Raw genomic sequence first — 13,400 nt, 5'->3', positions numbered from 1 at the left:
TCCCGAACCGGGGCTTCGAATTTGCTTAACGCGCGCGGTCATGCGCCGTGCTGCCGGATGGTTCTCGTCTGACTATTCAATATAGTCGCCGCGCCGGACGCGTGCGGCTCGAGGTCGCCAGCCTTGCCGCTTGACCACGGCCGGCACGCCGCCTGGATTGCTTCAGACGGGCCGGCCGTGCGGCGTGGAACGTGTCATCCAGGTGACAAAAACCGATAGTTTGCTATCGAATGTTTTTGCCCCTATCATCTCGCCCATGATCAATCTGCACGACCTCCGCCTCGCCGTCAGCAGCCTGCTCGTGCTCACCGCGCGCAAGTGGCGCCGCACCAGCGACGGCGTGCTGACCGCGTACAACGTATCCGAGGCCTGCGCGACGCCGCTGCTGATCGCCGGCCGCCTCGGCGAAGGCGTGCGGCAAGGCACGCTCGCCGAGCACGTCGGCATCGAAGGGCCGTCGCTCGTGCGCCTGCTCGACCAGCTGTGCGCGGCCGGCCTCGCACGCCGTGACGAGGATCCGCACGATCGCCGCGCGAAAACGATCTCGCTGACGGCCGCCGGCCGCGCGGTCACCGCGAAGATGGAGGAAGACCTGCGCGCGCTGCGCGCCCAGGTGCTCAAGGGCGTGTCACGCGCCGATCTCGAAGCGACACTGCGCGTGCTGAACGCGTTCAACGCAGCCGACCCGCATCCTTCGGCGTCACACCCGTCACACCCGTCCCGCCCTGCCGATTCCGCGTCATGACCTATCCGAGCCTTCGCGACTGGCTGTTCTCGGGCAAGACGTTCGCCGCGTCGATGCTGGCGCTGTATCTCGGCCTGTATTTCCAGCTGCCGCGCCCGTACTGGGCGATGGCGAGCGTCTACATCGTGTCGAATCCGTTCGTCGGCGCGACGCGCTCGAAGGCGCTGTACCGCGCGCTCGGCACCGCGCTCGGCGCGGCCGCCGCGATCTTCTTCGTGCCGCCGTTCGTCGAAACGCCGCTCCTGTTCAGCATCATCGTCGCGACCTGGTGCGGCACGCTGCTGTACCTCGCGATCTCCGACCGCACCGCGCGCAGCTACGTCTTCATGCTCGCCGGCTATACGATGCCGCTGGTCGCGCTGCCGACCGTCACCGATCCGTCCACGATATTCGACGTCGCGATCGCGCGCACCGAGGAAATCGTGCTCGGCATCGTGTGCGCGAGCGTGGTCGGCAGCGCCGTGTTCCCGAACCGGCTCGCGCCGACGCTGATCGAACGCACCGACGCGTGGTTCAAGGATGCCGCGTTCTACGGCCGTGAAACGCTGTCCGGGCACATCGCCGGCAAGGCGCTGTCCGCGTGCCGGCAGCGGCTCGCCGCGACGATCACCGGCCTCGAGTTCCTGCTGAGCCAGTTGGGCTACGACCATGCGCATCCGCGCGTCCTCGCGCGCACGCAGGCGCTCGCGGGCAGGATGCAGCTGTTCCTGCCGCTGATGTCGTCGCTCGCCGATCCGCTGATCGCGCTGATGCGCGACCTGCACGTGCGCCCGCCCGCGCTCGACGCGCTGCTGGCCGACGCCGCGAAGTGGTTCGACGCGCCGCTGCCGGCCGTGAAGACCGGCTCCGACGGCGACATGGCGCACGATCCGGTCGCGGACGACCTGCGCGAGCGCATCGCCGCGCTGCAGCCGCCCGACAGCGCGCTGGCGAGCTGGGACGGCGCGCTGCTGTCGAATGCGCTGTGGCGGCTGCGCCAGGTCATCGACATCTGGCAGGACTGCCGCTCGCTGCGCGCGCTGATCGCGAACGAGTCGGGCGTGTGGCAGCCGCGCTATCGGCACTGGCGGCTCGGCGGCACCGAGCGCTTCTTCGATCGCGGGATGATGCTGTTCTCGACGCTGACCGTCGTGTTCGCGATCGTGTTCGCGTGTTGGCTGTGGATCTCGTCCGGCTGGCACGACGGCGCGGCCGCGGTCACGCTCGTGGCCGTGTCGTGCAGCTTCTTCGCGGCGCTCGACGAGCCGGCGCCGCTGGTGTTCAAGTTCTTCCTGTCGACCGCCGCGAGCGTGGTGTTCGCGGGCCTGTACCTGTTCGTCGTGCTGCCGCACGTGCACGATTTCGCGATGCTGGTGCTGATGTTCGCGGGCCCGTTCATCCTGATCGGCACGCTGCTGCCGCGCCCGCAGTTCAACATGGTGACGATGCTCGTCGCGGTGAACACGGCCACCTTCATCAGCATCCAGAGCGCGTACGAAGCCGATTTCTTCGTGTTCCTGAACAGCAACCTCGCCGGCGTCGCCGGGCTGCTGTTCGCGTACGTGTGGACGCGCGCGACGCGCCCGTTCGGCGCGGAACTCGCGGTGCGGCGCCTGCTGCGCTCGGGCTGGGAGGACGTCGCGCGCTCCGCGTCGACGCAGCCGCTCGACGACCAGCGCAACCACGCATCGCGAATGCTCGATCGCGTCACGCAACTGCTGCCGCGCCTCGGCGCGTCCGACGACCATCGCCACCCGTCGATCGAGAGCTTTCGCGACCTGCGCATCGCGCTGAATGCGCTCGACCTGCGCCGCTCGCGCCGCCGGCTGTCGGGCGACGTGCCCGACGCGATCGATCGCGTGCTGGCCGGCGTCACCGATCACTACACGCGCTGCGCGGCCGCGAACGCGCGCCAGCCCGTGCCGCCCGCGCTGCTCGCGACGATCGACGACGCGCTGCAGCGCGTGGCCGGCCGCAACCTGCCGGGCGCCGCGCCGGCCGACGACGCGGCCGCACCCGCGGCGCCCGCCACGCACCGCCGGTTGCGCGACACGCTGCACGCGCTCGTCGGCCTGCGCCTGTCGCTGTATCCGGCCGCAGCCGCGCAAGCGCCGCAGGCGCCGGACGGAGCGCGCGCATGAGCCGGCTTTCCACCTTGTCCTTCCGACCGCGACCATGATCGGCGAAATCGATATCTTCGGCGTATTCGTGCCGGCCCCGCTCGTGCTGATGCTGATCGCTTACCTGATCAACAGCGTCGTGCGCGCGGTGCTCGAGCGCGTCGGCTTCTACCGCCTCGTCTGGCACCGTTCGATCTTCGACCTCGGCATCTACGTGTTCGTGCTGGCCGCCGTCGTGATCGTGTCCCACCAACTCGTGGCTACCTAACGTGAAAAAAACCTGGCTCTCGGCAGGGCAAGTCCTGCTCACCCTGATCGTCGTCGTCGTGGCCGGCCTCGTGCTGTGGCGCATCATCAACTACTACATGTTCTCGCCGTGGACGCGCGACGGGCACGTGCGCGCCGACGTGATCCAGGTCGCGCCGGACGTGGCGGGCCTCATCACGTCGGTGCAGGTCGCCGACAACCAGGAGGTCAAGCGCGGCCAGGTGCTGTTCGTGATCGACCAGGCGCGCTACGCGCTCGCGGAACGGCTCGCCGAAGCGACGCTCGCGCAGCGCCGCGCGACGCTGGCGCAGGCGAAGCGCGAATACGCGCGCAACCTGCAGCTCGGCAACCTGGTCGCGAGCGAACAGGTCGAGGAAAGCCGCACGCGCGTCGAACAGGGCGAAGCCAGCGTCGCCGACGCGCAGGTATCGCTCGACACCGCGAAGCTGAACCTGCAGCGCACGACGATCGTCAGTCCCGTAGACGGCTACCTGAACGACCGCGCCCCGCGCGTCGGCGAATACGTGCCGGCCGGCCGCGCGGTGCTGTCGGTCGTCGACCGCAATTCGTTCCGCGTCGACGGCTACTTCGAGGAAACCAAGCTGCGCGGCATCCATATCGGCCAGCCGGTCGACATCATCGTGATGGGCGAGCCGCATGCGCTGCGCGGCCACGTGCAGAGCATCGTCGCTGCGATCGAGGATCGCGACCGTACGCAGGGCGCTAACCTGCTGCCGAACGTGAACCCGGCGTTCAGCTGGGTGCGGCTCGCGCAGCGCGTGCCGGTGCGCGTCGTGCTCGACGAGGTACCCGACGATTTCCGGATGATCGCGGGCCGCACCGCGACCGTGTCGATGCGCGGCGCCGACGCGCGCCGCCACGACAACGCGAAACCGGCTGGCGCGAGCGCCGTGTCGGCGGCCCCGACTGCGTCCGGTACGGCCGCCAGCACCGCGGGAGCATCGCAATGAAGCGGCACGGTCTGCGCGTCGCGGCGACGCTCGCCCCGCTTGCGCTCGCACTCGGTGCGTGCAAGTCGGTCGGCCCCGACTACAAGCTGCCGCAACAGGCGTACGTCAATGCGCCGCTCGCGAACCATGCGCTCGACGACGCGAACGGCGCGCTGGTGTCGCGCGACGCGGTGCCCGGCAACTGGTGGCAACTTTACGACGACCCGGTACTCGACGGGCTCGTGCGCAATGCGCTGAAATCGAACACCGACCTGCGCGTCGCCGCGGCCAACCTCGCCCGCTCGCGCGCGGCGCTGGTGGTCGCGAACGAACAGGGCGGCTTCTCCGGCGGCGCGGAAGCGGCCGTTCAGCGCGCGCAGGAATCGGCCGAGCAATACCTGCTCGAAAACAAGCTGCCGGTCGTCAACGAAGGCACGGTCGGCATCAACGTGTCGTACGAGCTCGACCTGTTCGGCAAGCTGCGGCGCGGCGTCGAAGCCGCGCGCGCGGACAGCGAGGCCGTCAAGGCGGCCGGCGACCTGGCGCGCATCACGGTCGTGGCCGACGTCGTGCGCGCATACGTCGAAGCGTGCTCGGCCGGCGACGAGCTCGCGATCGCGAAGCAGTCGCTCGCGCTGCAGAAGCAGCGCGTCGCGCTGTCGCAGCGGTTGCGCAACGCCGGACGCGGCAACCAGACCGACGTGACGCGCGGCGTGACGCAGGTGCGCACGCTCGCCGCCGACATTCCGCGCTTCGAAGGCCGCCGCAAGATCGCGCAGTACCAGCTCGCCGCGCTGCTCGCGCGCGCGCCGGCCGACCTGCCGAAAGCCGCCGCCGAATGCGAACGCCTGCCGAAGCTGCGTCAGCCGATTCCGATCGGAGACGGCGCCGCGCTGCTGCGCCGCCGCCCCGACGTGCGCGAAGCCGAGCGGCAGCTCGCCGCCGCGACCGCGCGGATCGGCGTGGCAACCGCCGCGCTGTACCCGTCGGTCAGCATCGGCGCGTCGGCCGGCTCGGTCGGCGTCGCCGCCGACCTGTTCTCGTCCACCACGAATCGCTGGTCGTTCGGCCCGCTGATCAGCTGGTCGTTCCCCGTCAACGGCCAGCGTGCGCGCGTGCGCGAAGCCGAGGCCGCGACGGGCGGCGCACTCGCGCACTTCGACGGCGTCGTGCTGAATGCGCTGCGCGAAACGCAGTCGAGCCTCGCGACCTACGCGGCCGACGTGCAGCGCACGGATGCGCTGCGCACCGCCTACGAATCGGCCCGCAATTCCGCCGCCGAAACGCATCGCCTCTATGCGGCCGGCCGCGAATCGTTCATCTCCGATCTCGACGCGACGCGCACGTTGACGAGCGTGCAGGCGCAGGTCGCGGCGGCCGAAGGCCAGGTCGCAGCCGACCAGGTGCGGCTCTTCCTCGCGCTCGGCGGCGGGTGGGATGGCGACGGTGCAGCGGCCGCAGCGGACGCCGGCTCCACCGCCGCGGCGCCCGCGACCGGCGCGTCAGCGCCGTAGCGTCATCGCCGTCGGCACGAAACGCGTGCATGACGCAACGCGCCATGGCGGCGGGTTTTCCTGATTCGCGCCATGGCATCCGCAGCGCGACGCGCACCCGCGTTGACGGTACACTGGCCGATGCATTTCCATTCATCTGCTGCCGCGGCCGGTCCGGCCGCGGCATCCACCCGGAGAGTCATCATGCGAACCAGCGCCCGCAACCAATTCGCCGGCCAGATCGGTGCCGTCAAACCCGGTGCCGTCAACGACGAAATCACGCTGCGCACGCAGGACGGCCTCGAGATCGTCGCCGTGATCACCCACGGCAGCGCGGCGGCGCTGGGTCTCGCGGCCGGCACGAAGGCGTTCGCGCTCGTCAAGGCATCGTCGGTCATCGTGATGGTCGACGTCGACAGCAGCAAGGTATCGGCCCGCAACTGCGTCGCGGGCACCGTCGCGTCGGTCGCGAAAGGCGCGGTCAATTCGGAGGTCGTGATCAAGGCCTCGGGCGGCGCGGAGATCGTCGCGATCGTCACCAATGACAGCGTCGATCGTCTCGGCCTCGCGAGCGGCACCGCCGCATCCGCGATCTTCAAGGCATCGAGCGTGATCATCGGCGTCGAGTGATCGCGTGACGATGGCGATGGCGATGGCGAGGTGCGCCACGCATACGTGCGGCCCGGTCTTCGTCGGGACGCACACGATGATCGCTCCGGCCGATCGCACGCGTGAACAGGTGTTGCAGTCGCTGCAATCCGCGGCGGCCAACGCCGACGTGCCCGATGCACAGCTGTTCGGCGCACTCGTTGCGGCACGCGCGGGTCGCAACGAACGCTCGCTGCTGGGCTTGTCTCCCGGCCAGTTCGCCGGCCTGCTGGCCCGGCAGTTTCCGCATCTGCGATCGGTCGATACCGCTGTACTCATGCCGACGGTCGCGCCGCCACCGTTACCGGCCGCCCACTCGGCATTCGTCGCGACGCTGCACGCGCGGCTGATGGATGACGCGAATCCGGCCGTCACCCGCGACGATGCCGACTGCCTCGCCTCGATCATCGCGCATGCGTGCCTGCGCCCCGATCATCTGTGGCGCGACCTCGGGCTCGACGGGCGCGACGCGGTATCCGCGATGCTCGAGCGCTTTTTCCCCGCGCTCGCCGCGCGCAACGTCGCTCATCTGCGCTGGAAGAAATTCCTCGTGCAGGAAGTGGCCGCATCGCTCGGCGTGCCGCCGGGGCCCGCACCCGGCTGCCCGGGCTGCGAGGATTTCGGTTTCTGTTTTCCTCGAGCGTGATCGTTGCCATGGCGACGCGTGATGCCGCCTGTTTCGTCGCCTCGTCAGACGGAAAAGCGGCGCTGACCGGCATGGCGAGCGCGAACCTGCCGTTACGCGACTTCGACGCCACATTCCGCTTCCACGGAAAAACGCGGATCGCCGACATCTCACACGGCAACGACTGAATGCTCGTCAAACCGCGGACCGGTCGCCAGCGCGCGCTCCGATCCTCCAACCCGATCTGGCCACGCGCGGCTTCCGGCACGCGAATGTCGGCGCGTGCTTCGGCAACCTGCCGGCAACCGGCATTGCCGGACCGATGACCGGCTTTCCGCGCTTCCCATAAACGGTCACCTTGCAATGCGCAGCGCCCATCGCTCACGACACAGTCAGTGTCGATGCCGGTGATGAATGTCCGGAAAATGCGCGTGACTATGCGTGATCGGCAGATGCACGTGCGGATGCGTGTGAGGTTCATCGCCGTCATACGGAAAGTCGTGCGCGTGCTGGTGATGGTCGTCGTGCCGATGCCGATGCGTATGCTCGAGCCGCTCGTGCGCATGCGTGTGTTCATGCCGTTCGCGCACGTGCAGCCAGATGCCGAGCGCCATCAGCGCGGCCGCGATCCAGAACGTCGCGGGCGGCAGCGCAGGCCAGATCAGCAGCGACAACACGACCCCGAACAGCGGGGCGATCGAAAAGTACGCGCCGGTGCGCGCGCTGCCGAGATGGCGCAGCGCGACCACGAACAACACGAGGCTGATCCCGTAGCCGCCGAGCCCCGTCAGCATCGCCGCGGCCGTGACCGGTATCGCAGGCAGCGTCGCGCCGGTCGCCAGCGCGATGCCGATGTTCACCGGCCCCGCGATCAGCCCTTTCAGGCACGCGATCACCATCGCGTCGTTCGCGGCCACCTTGCGGGTCAGGTTGTTGTCGATCGCCCAGCACAGGCATGCGCCGACGATCAGCAGCGCGCCGACCGGCACGCCGGCGCGGCCCGGCGTCCACGACAACAGCGTGCCGCCGGCGACGATCGCCACCATGCCGAGGAATATCTGCGTATCCACGTTCTCGCGAAACACGACCCACGCGATCACCGCCGTCAGCACACCTTCGAGGTTGAGCAGCAACGCGCTCGTCGCCGCCGGCGTGCTCGACAGCCCGAGCATCAACAATGCCGGGCCGGCCACGCCGCCCGCCGCGATCGCACCGGCCAGCCACGGCAGATCGGCACGCTGCAACGGCGCGGCATTCGCGGCCGGTGCGCGTCGGCTGTGCCAGCCGCGCAGCAGGATCCCGATGCCGAGCCCGACACCGCTGCCGAGATAGAAAAGGCCGGCGACCATGAACGGCGACATCGCGCCGATCAGCGCCTTGGCGAGCGGTGTCGCGGCGCCGAACAGCGCGGCGGCGGCGAGCGCGACGAAAATCGCGGAATGTCTCGGGTTCATGGTCCGGGTTGAATTGACGTTGATGAAGCTCGGCGCGGCTTTGGGTCGAGACCGGCTGGCCTTACTTTTCGTAAGGCCGGTTGTATCGCGGCACTCGGCTTGCCCGCAGCCTGACGATCCAGTCATGATTATCGCGCGCCATTTTGTCGCGACAGGCAGGCGGGATCACTCGCGCGTCGATCGATGCGTTCCGTCTCATCATTTCGTCACGCGAATTATTCGGTCGGCCCGACTTATTATTCAGGGATACGAAGTATTAGAACACAAGCGGAACAGTCGCAATATCATGCGTGCCGAGGCCGATCGACGAATGTGAGTCGTCCGGTCGCGTTGTCTGTTCGACGGGGAGGATATGTGCCGGCAGGTTCAGCGCCGGTGGAGGCAGTCCCGACCTGCCTCTGTCGAGGCAAGTCGGTCTGTCGTGTCATGCGCCGCATGCGACTGCATGCGGGTACGCGCACGCGCGGTGCGGATTACTCGTTGCCGGCCGCTTGCTGTTCGACCTGCGGCGCGGCGTCGGTCTGGACCTTCGCTTCCGCCTCAGCTTGCGCCGGTTGCGACGCGGCCTCGGCCTGCTGCTCGGCCTGCTGCTCGGCCTGCTGCTCGGCCTGCTGCTCGGCCTGCTGCTCGGCCTGCTGCTCGGCCTTCGGTTGCTGCGGCGCACCCTTGGCCGATTGTGCCGCACCCTTGCCAGGGCGGCGAGCCTTCAGGCGGCGTGCACGCGCCGCGTCGTCGTGCGTCACGCGCCCGGCTTCGTTGCCCTGCAGGTCGACGCGCACCGCGTCTTCGACGAGGCAGGACCAGTAGCGGTTGCCGCGGCACCACGTCGACATCGCCTCGCGCAGTTCGGCTTCGTTGAGGCCGACGGCCTGCGCTTCGCGTGCGAGATCGTCCCAGATGCCGACCTTGAGCGGCACTTTGGGGGCCGGATTCTTCGGGAATGCGCGCGGAAACTTCCGCTGCAGTTTGCCGATTGCGACGATGACCGGATCGACCGGCGCCGACGGCTTCGCCGAAGCAGGCTTCGCCCGATGCTGCGCCTTGGCGCCGGCACCCGGCTTGGCGCCGCGGGACGGCTGGTCGCCGGACTTCGGCTTCGCGCCCGCGTCCGTCGGCGCCGCCGGCCGCTTCGCGTTGCGCTCCTGCTTGGCCTTCGCTGCGAGCTGCGCCCGCAATTCGGCAAGTTGTTCAAAACCCATAAATTCAATCCACCAGGAATATAAGGTGTGGTTCGTGCGGCCGTGCCGCGCGGCACAAAAGCGTCGCCGCCATGCGTGCGGCCGGCCTGCCGCCGGTGCGGACCACTACGGGGCCGCATCGCGCACGCCACTCTATTTTCAGGCACCCGGCCTCGATGCCGGACAAGACAGGAGTGGAAGTATACCGGTACGCGGGACGGCCGGTTGACTCGCCGGTCTGCATTTGCCCGATCCGCGACGCCGAAAATGCGGCCGCGCGGTCGTGTTGCGCATTATATGGATACGTTTGCGGATGTCACGCCATTCGCGGCCACTGCCGGAAATCGTGCTGTGCAGGCACGCGATACGCGATCTCCCGCGCGATGGCCATCGAACAGCGTCGTGCCGCATCCGCGACGCGTTGCGTGGCCCCGACATCGCACGACACGCCCGCCCGACCTTCGTTTGCGCCGTCATCGGTGCCCGACTCGTTGCGTCCGCATCGATCGCGTCGAGGACGAAGATATCGGAAAGTGCGTAGTATGGCCGAATCGACTTCGTTGGCAGCATGTCCCGCCTACTTTTCACCGTGCGCTCGATCGGCCGGGCGCGATCCCGCTGCCTGCGAAAAGACCCGGTTACAAGCGATGGAGCGGATGCATGGTTTCCCAAGACGACACCCCGCACGACGGCATCACGCGCGAGGAGATTCACCATCGGCAGATCGACATGCGCGGCTATCGGCGCAGCGATGGCCTGTTCGAAGTGACGGCCTGCCTCGCGGACCGCAAGACCAACGATTTCACACCACCCGGCGGCACGCGGACGGTCGCGGCGCTGACGCCGCTCCACGATCTCGGCGTGACACTGGTCTTCGACATCGACATGGTCGTCCGCGCCGTATCCACGTTCATCCGTTCGCATCCGTATGCGCAGTGTCCGGGCGGCGGCGACTCGCTACAGGCGCTCGTCGGATTGAACATCGGCGCCGGCTGGAACAGCGAGGTTCGTAAGCGCCTGCCGTCCTGCGATACGTGCACGCACCTGAAGGAATTGCTCGGCCCGATCGCCACGACGGCCTATCAGACGATGGTCGGCATGCGGCGATCGTCGCTCGATTACCGCGACAGCGAAGGCAAGCCGCTCAAGATCGACAGTTGCTACGCATACGGCGCATCGCGCGATCTCGTGAAACGTCTTTGGCCCGAATATCACCAGCCTTCGGCGACGGTAAAGGGCAGCTAGCGCGTCGGCATTCGGCCGGTTCGGCGTGTGTGGAATGGCGTTGAGCGAACAGCCGGATATCCTGCCTGTGTCGATTCGGCAGGTCGGCGCCGCCGCATCCGTCATCAGAAAACGCCCAGTGCCAGCCCCGCGGCAAGCCCCGCACCCAGTTCGGCGCAGCGCGCGAGCGCGTCCCGGTCGATCGTCTTCATCGCGAGAATACGTTCCGGCGTCTGCGCATGCGTGCAGACGATCAGGCCGGGCGCGACGTTCTTCAGCCGCCATCCGGTCGCGATCCGGTCGATCTGGCGCAATGCGTTCTGTCCGTCGCTTCCCGCGCAGATCATCGCCGCATACGGACGGCCGTTCACGCGATCGAGCGCCGCGTAGTAGCAGCGATCGAAGAAATCCTTCATCAGCCCCGACATCGCCGCAAGATTCTCCGGCGTCGCGAACAGGTACGCGTCCGCGGCCAGCACGTCGTCTGCGCTCGTCGCGTCCGCGCGCTGCAGCCTGACGTCGACGCCGGGCTGCTCGCGAGCCGCGCCGGCAGCCGCTTCGGCCATCTGCTGCGTGCCTCCGGTCATCGTGTGATAGACGATCAACAGCGTCTTCATGAGTAGTTGCTCGCAGTCGGCTTCGGGTGCGCCGACGATATCGTCGGGTTTGGGCCGGATGGCCGCTCGGCACCGGTGAGCGCCATTTTCCGCTCGTTTTCCCCGGATCGGCCGGTTTCGCGCATCGCAACGATTTCGATTGGCCCGTGCATCCGGATGCTTCCGGATGCGCGGTCAGTCCTGCGTGCGATGCGATGCGGCGCCGTCCGGTCGCGCGTAGTACGCGAGGAACATGTCGGTAGCCGATTCCGCAACTTTCTGCTGCTCCTGCGCCGTCAGTGGCGGCTGGCCCATCGTGATCTGCGGCCAGAACGCGAATGCCTTCACGGCGCCATGCAACTGATGCGCGGCGAACACCGGATCGGCGACCGACAGGCGGCCGGCGGCCGCCGCCGCACGCACCCAGATCGTGAGGTCTTCCTCGCGCTCGCCGAGGCGTTCGACCATGTCGCGCGCCCGTTCCGGCGAATGGATGGCCGCGCCGATCGCGACGCGCGCCAGCGCGAGAAACGCCTCGTCGCTCATCAACCGCAATTTGCGGTCGAGTAGCGCGAGCAGTTGCTCGCGCAGCGGCACGTCGGCGCGATAGGTCGGCGAGTTGCCGGTCCGGGTCGCGTCCCACAGCTTGTTCAGGATCGCGGCGAACAGCGTCTCCTTACCGGGGAAGTGGTTATAGACGGTGCGCTTCGACACGTCCGCGCGCGCAGCGATACGATCCATGCTCGTCGCATCGTAGCCTGCCGCGAGAAATTCCTCGATCGCCGCATCGATGATGGCCGCGCGCTTTCGGTCGGTCAGACGCTGAGGGGGAGTGCTGGTATCCATACGGAAATTTTACACCGGCAGTTTACTTACCCCAAAAATAAACTACACTGTTTAGTGTACTTTATTCTCCGGACGAACCGACAATGGCATCGCCTCTCGTTTTGATTCACCGCATGCTGGGCTTCGCGGCCGCCCGACGTGGCCGGACGCTGTCCGGCAGTTCGCCGCAGCACAATGGCGAGCGCTTTGCCAACGTCGCCCCGCGGCCCGCCGAAGGATTGGGCAAGACGCTGGGAATCGCCTGGAACATGCTGGTCAACAAGCCGCGTCATACCGTGCCGGCCGGCGCCTTGCCCGTCGACTCGCTGACCCGCGCGGAACTCGACGCGGCGCCCGATCGCAGCCTGTACCGGCTCGGCCATTCGACGCTGTTGCTGAAGCTGCGCGGCGAATTCTGGCTGACCGATCCAGTGTTTGCCGAGCGCGCGTCGCCGTTTCGGCGCATCGGCCCCAAGCGCTTTCATGCGCCGCCGATCGCGCTGGAAGATCTTCCGCCGCTGCGTGGCGTGATCCTGTCGCACGATCATTACGATCACCTCGACCGCGACACGGTGCTCGCGCTGGCCGCAACCACCGGCGTATTCGTGACGACGCTGGGCGTCGGCGATCGGCTGATCGAATGGGGTATCGACGCGAACAAGGTCCGCCAGCTCGACTGGTGGCAAAGCATGGACGTGGCCGGGCTGACGCTGACGGCTACGCCCGCCCAGCACTTCTCCGGGCGTAGCCTGTTCGACGGCAACAGTACGCTGTGGGCGTCGTGGGTAATCGTCGACGACGACCTGCGCCTGTTCTTCAGCGGCGATACGGGTTATTTCGACGGCTTCCGGGAGATCGGCGAGCGCCTCGGGCCGTTCGATGTCACGCTGATCGAAACAGGCGCCTATGATGCTCAATGGCCGTACGTGCACATGCAGCCGGAAGAAACCGTGCAGGCGCACATCGATTTGCGCGGACGCTGGCTGATCCCGATCCACAACGGCACGTTCGACCTCGCAATGCATCGCTGGCAGGAGCCGTTCGAGCGTGTGACGGCGTTGGCGCTCGTGCGTGGCATCGAGCTGTCGACACCGAGGATGGGCGAACGCCTCGATCTCGACGCACCGCATCGCGGCGAACGCTGGTGGCGCACGGTCGACGAGCGCGCGGCAGCGCCGGCGGCGAAATCGCGACGCTGGCAGCTTTGCGCATCGCAGGCGACGAAGTAGTCCGCCAGTCGCTGCACCTGCCTTCCGGGAAGAGGGCGGTGCCGCGATTCCGGGTGGTGCACGCGTT

The 13,400-nt window shown here is 67.9% G+C and carries 14 protein-coding genes; 10 read left to right on the top strand and 4 right to left on the bottom strand.

Translation table 11 applies throughout. From position 1 onward, the window contains the following. Positions 1 to 256: 256 nt before the first annotated feature. The 8 genes from HWW87_RS13965 to HWW87_RS37115 all read left to right on the top strand — a co-directional run bounded on the left by HWW87_RS13965 (position 257) and on the right by HWW87_RS37115 (position 7,015). Positions 257 to 745 carry a MarR family transcriptional regulator gene (locus tag HWW87_RS13965; RefSeq protein ID WP_175820767.1) on the top strand — a complete coding sequence of 163 codons (489 nt, stop codon included), beginning with the start codon at positions 257 to 259 and terminating at the stop codon, positions 743 to 745. Next, the gene (locus HWW87_RS13960) at positions 742 to 2,865 is read left to right on the top strand and encodes an FUSC family protein (RefSeq protein ID WP_175820766.1); all 2,124 of its coding nucleotides are present in this window, start codon (positions 742 to 744) and stop codon (positions 2,863 to 2,865) included. The genes HWW87_RS13965 and HWW87_RS13960 overlap by 4 nt, the downstream gene beginning before the upstream one ends. 34 nt (positions 2,866 to 2,899) lie before the next feature. Further along, positions 2,900 to 3,112, top strand: a complete 213-nt coding sequence (locus HWW87_RS13955) for a DUF1656 domain-containing protein (protein ID WP_174386189.1) — start codon at positions 2,900 to 2,902, stop codon at positions 3,110 to 3,112. A gap of 1 nt (position 3,113) precedes the next feature. Next, on the top strand, positions 3,114 to 4,082 hold the full coding sequence (locus tag HWW87_RS13950; RefSeq protein WP_175820765.1) for an HlyD family secretion protein: 969 nt from the start codon (positions 3,114 to 3,116) through the stop codon (positions 4,080 to 4,082). Continuing rightward, positions 4,079 to 5,575 carry an efflux transporter outer membrane subunit gene (locus tag HWW87_RS13945; protein ID WP_175820764.1) on the top strand — a complete coding sequence of 499 codons (1,497 nt, stop codon included), beginning with the start codon at positions 4,079 to 4,081 and terminating at the stop codon, positions 5,573 to 5,575. Before HWW87_RS13950 ends, HWW87_RS13945 begins: the two co-directional genes overlap by 4 nt. A gap of 183 nt (positions 5,576 to 5,758) precedes the next feature. After that, entirely contained in the window at positions 5,759 to 6,184 is a 426-nt protein-coding gene (locus HWW87_RS13940; protein WP_175820763.1) for a TOBE domain-containing protein, read from the top strand. Positions 6,185 to 6,260: 76 nt separating this feature from the next. Beyond that, complete coding sequence (locus HWW87_RS13935) at positions 6,261 to 6,848, top strand: nitrogen fixation protein NifQ (protein WP_175820762.1); 588 nt, start codon at positions 6,261 to 6,263, stop codon at positions 6,846 to 6,848. Positions 6,849 to 6,856: 8 nt separating this feature from the next. After that, positions 6,857 to 7,015 carry a hypothetical protein gene (locus HWW87_RS37115; protein ID WP_244107216.1) on the top strand — a complete coding sequence of 53 codons (159 nt, stop codon included), beginning with the start codon at positions 6,857 to 6,859 and terminating at the stop codon, positions 7,013 to 7,015. Positions 7,016 to 7,219: 204 nt separating this feature from the next. On the opposite strand, the gene HWW87_RS13925 is transcribed toward HWW87_RS37115, so the two are convergent. Together HWW87_RS13925 and HWW87_RS13920 are read right to left on the bottom strand one after the other, a co-directional pair. Continuing rightward, positions 7,220 to 8,281, bottom strand: coding sequence for a DMT family transporter (locus HWW87_RS13925; RefSeq protein WP_175820761.1), 1,062 nt, complete (start codon positions 8,279 to 8,281; stop codon positions 7,220 to 7,222). Between the two features lie 473 nt (positions 8,282 to 8,754). Then, positions 8,755 to 9,480 (bottom strand): ProQ/FinO family protein, encoded by a 726-nt coding sequence (locus tag HWW87_RS13920; RefSeq protein WP_175820760.1) that lies wholly within the window; start codon positions 9,478 to 9,480, stop codon positions 8,755 to 8,757. Between the two features lie 639 nt (positions 9,481 to 10,119). Here HWW87_RS13920 and HWW87_RS13915 point away from each other — a divergent pair. After that, on the top strand, positions 10,120 to 10,704 hold the full coding sequence (locus HWW87_RS13915) for a DUF2889 domain-containing protein (protein WP_175820759.1): 585 nt from the start codon (positions 10,120 to 10,122) through the stop codon (positions 10,702 to 10,704). Between the two features lie 104 nt (positions 10,705 to 10,808). Here HWW87_RS13915 and HWW87_RS13910 read toward each other — a convergent pair whose 3' ends face one another. Continuing rightward, positions 10,809 to 11,300: an NAD(P)H-dependent oxidoreductase gene (locus HWW87_RS13910; protein WP_174386181.1), complete on the bottom strand. Its 492-nt coding sequence runs from the start codon at positions 11,298 to 11,300 to the stop codon at positions 10,809 to 10,811. Positions 11,301 to 11,474: 174 nt separating this feature from the next. Then, positions 11,475 to 12,125: a TetR/AcrR family transcriptional regulator gene (locus HWW87_RS13905; RefSeq protein WP_175820758.1), complete on the bottom strand. Its 651-nt coding sequence runs from the start codon at positions 12,123 to 12,125 to the stop codon at positions 11,475 to 11,477. 83 nt (positions 12,126 to 12,208) lie between these two features. Here HWW87_RS13905 and HWW87_RS13900 point away from each other — a divergent pair, with 83 nt between their 5' ends. Further along, positions 12,209 to 13,333 (top strand): MBL fold metallo-hydrolase, encoded by a 1,125-nt coding sequence (locus HWW87_RS13900; protein ID WP_175820757.1) that lies wholly within the window; start codon positions 12,209 to 12,211, stop codon positions 13,331 to 13,333. Positions 13,334 to 13,400: the final 67 nt, after the last annotated feature.

The organism is Burkholderia sp. BCC0419, from assembly GCF_902830285.1.
In the GTDB taxonomy this organism is placed as follows: domain Bacteria; phylum Pseudomonadota; class Gammaproteobacteria; order Burkholderiales; family Burkholderiaceae; genus Burkholderia.
Note: the sequence above shows the minus strand (reverse complement) of the source record. Positions and strands in the feature narration are given on the sequence as shown.

Excerpts from the sequence above, each read along its gene's own strand:
- HWW87_RS13965 (WP_175820767.1), top strand. The coding sequence starts at position 257 with ATGATCAATCTGCACGACCTCCGCCTCGCCGTCAGCAGCCTGCTCGTG.
- HWW87_RS13960 (WP_175820766.1), top strand. The coding sequence starts at position 742 with ATGACCTATCCGAGCCTTCGCGACTGGCTGTTCTCGGGCAAGACGTTC.
- HWW87_RS13955 (WP_174386189.1), top strand. The coding sequence starts at position 2,900 with ATGATCGGCGAAATCGATATCTTCGGCGTATTCGTGCCGGCCCCGCTC.
- HWW87_RS13945 (WP_175820764.1), top strand. The coding sequence starts at position 4,079 with ATGAAGCGGCACGGTCTGCGCGTCGCGGCGACGCTCGCCCCGCTTGCG.
- HWW87_RS13940 (WP_175820763.1), top strand. The coding sequence starts at position 5,759 with ATGCGAACCAGCGCCCGCAACCAATTCGCCGGCCAGATCGGTGCCGTC.
- HWW87_RS13935 (WP_175820762.1), top strand. The coding sequence starts at position 6,261 with ATGATCGCTCCGGCCGATCGCACGCGTGAACAGGTGTTGCAGTCGCTG.
- HWW87_RS37115 (WP_244107216.1), top strand. The coding sequence starts at position 6,857 with ATGGCGACGCGTGATGCCGCCTGTTTCGTCGCCTCGTCAGACGGAAAA.
- HWW87_RS13925 (WP_175820761.1), bottom strand. The coding sequence starts at position 8,281 with ATGAACCCGAGACATTCCGCGATTTTCGTCGCGCTCGCCGCCGCCGCG.
- HWW87_RS13920 (WP_175820760.1), bottom strand. The coding sequence starts at position 9,480 with ATGGGTTTTGAACAACTTGCCGAATTGCGGGCGCAGCTCGCAGCGAAG.
- HWW87_RS13915 (WP_175820759.1), top strand. The coding sequence starts at position 10,120 with ATGGTTTCCCAAGACGACACCCCGCACGACGGCATCACGCGCGAGGAG.
- HWW87_RS13910 (WP_174386181.1), bottom strand. The coding sequence starts at position 11,300 with ATGAAGACGCTGTTGATCGTCTATCACACGATGACCGGAGGCACGCAG.
- HWW87_RS13905 (WP_175820758.1), bottom strand. The coding sequence starts at position 12,125 with ATGGATACCAGCACTCCCCCTCAGCGTCTGACCGACCGAAAGCGCGCG.
- HWW87_RS13900 (WP_175820757.1), top strand. The coding sequence starts at position 12,209 with ATGGCATCGCCTCTCGTTTTGATTCACCGCATGCTGGGCTTCGCGGCC.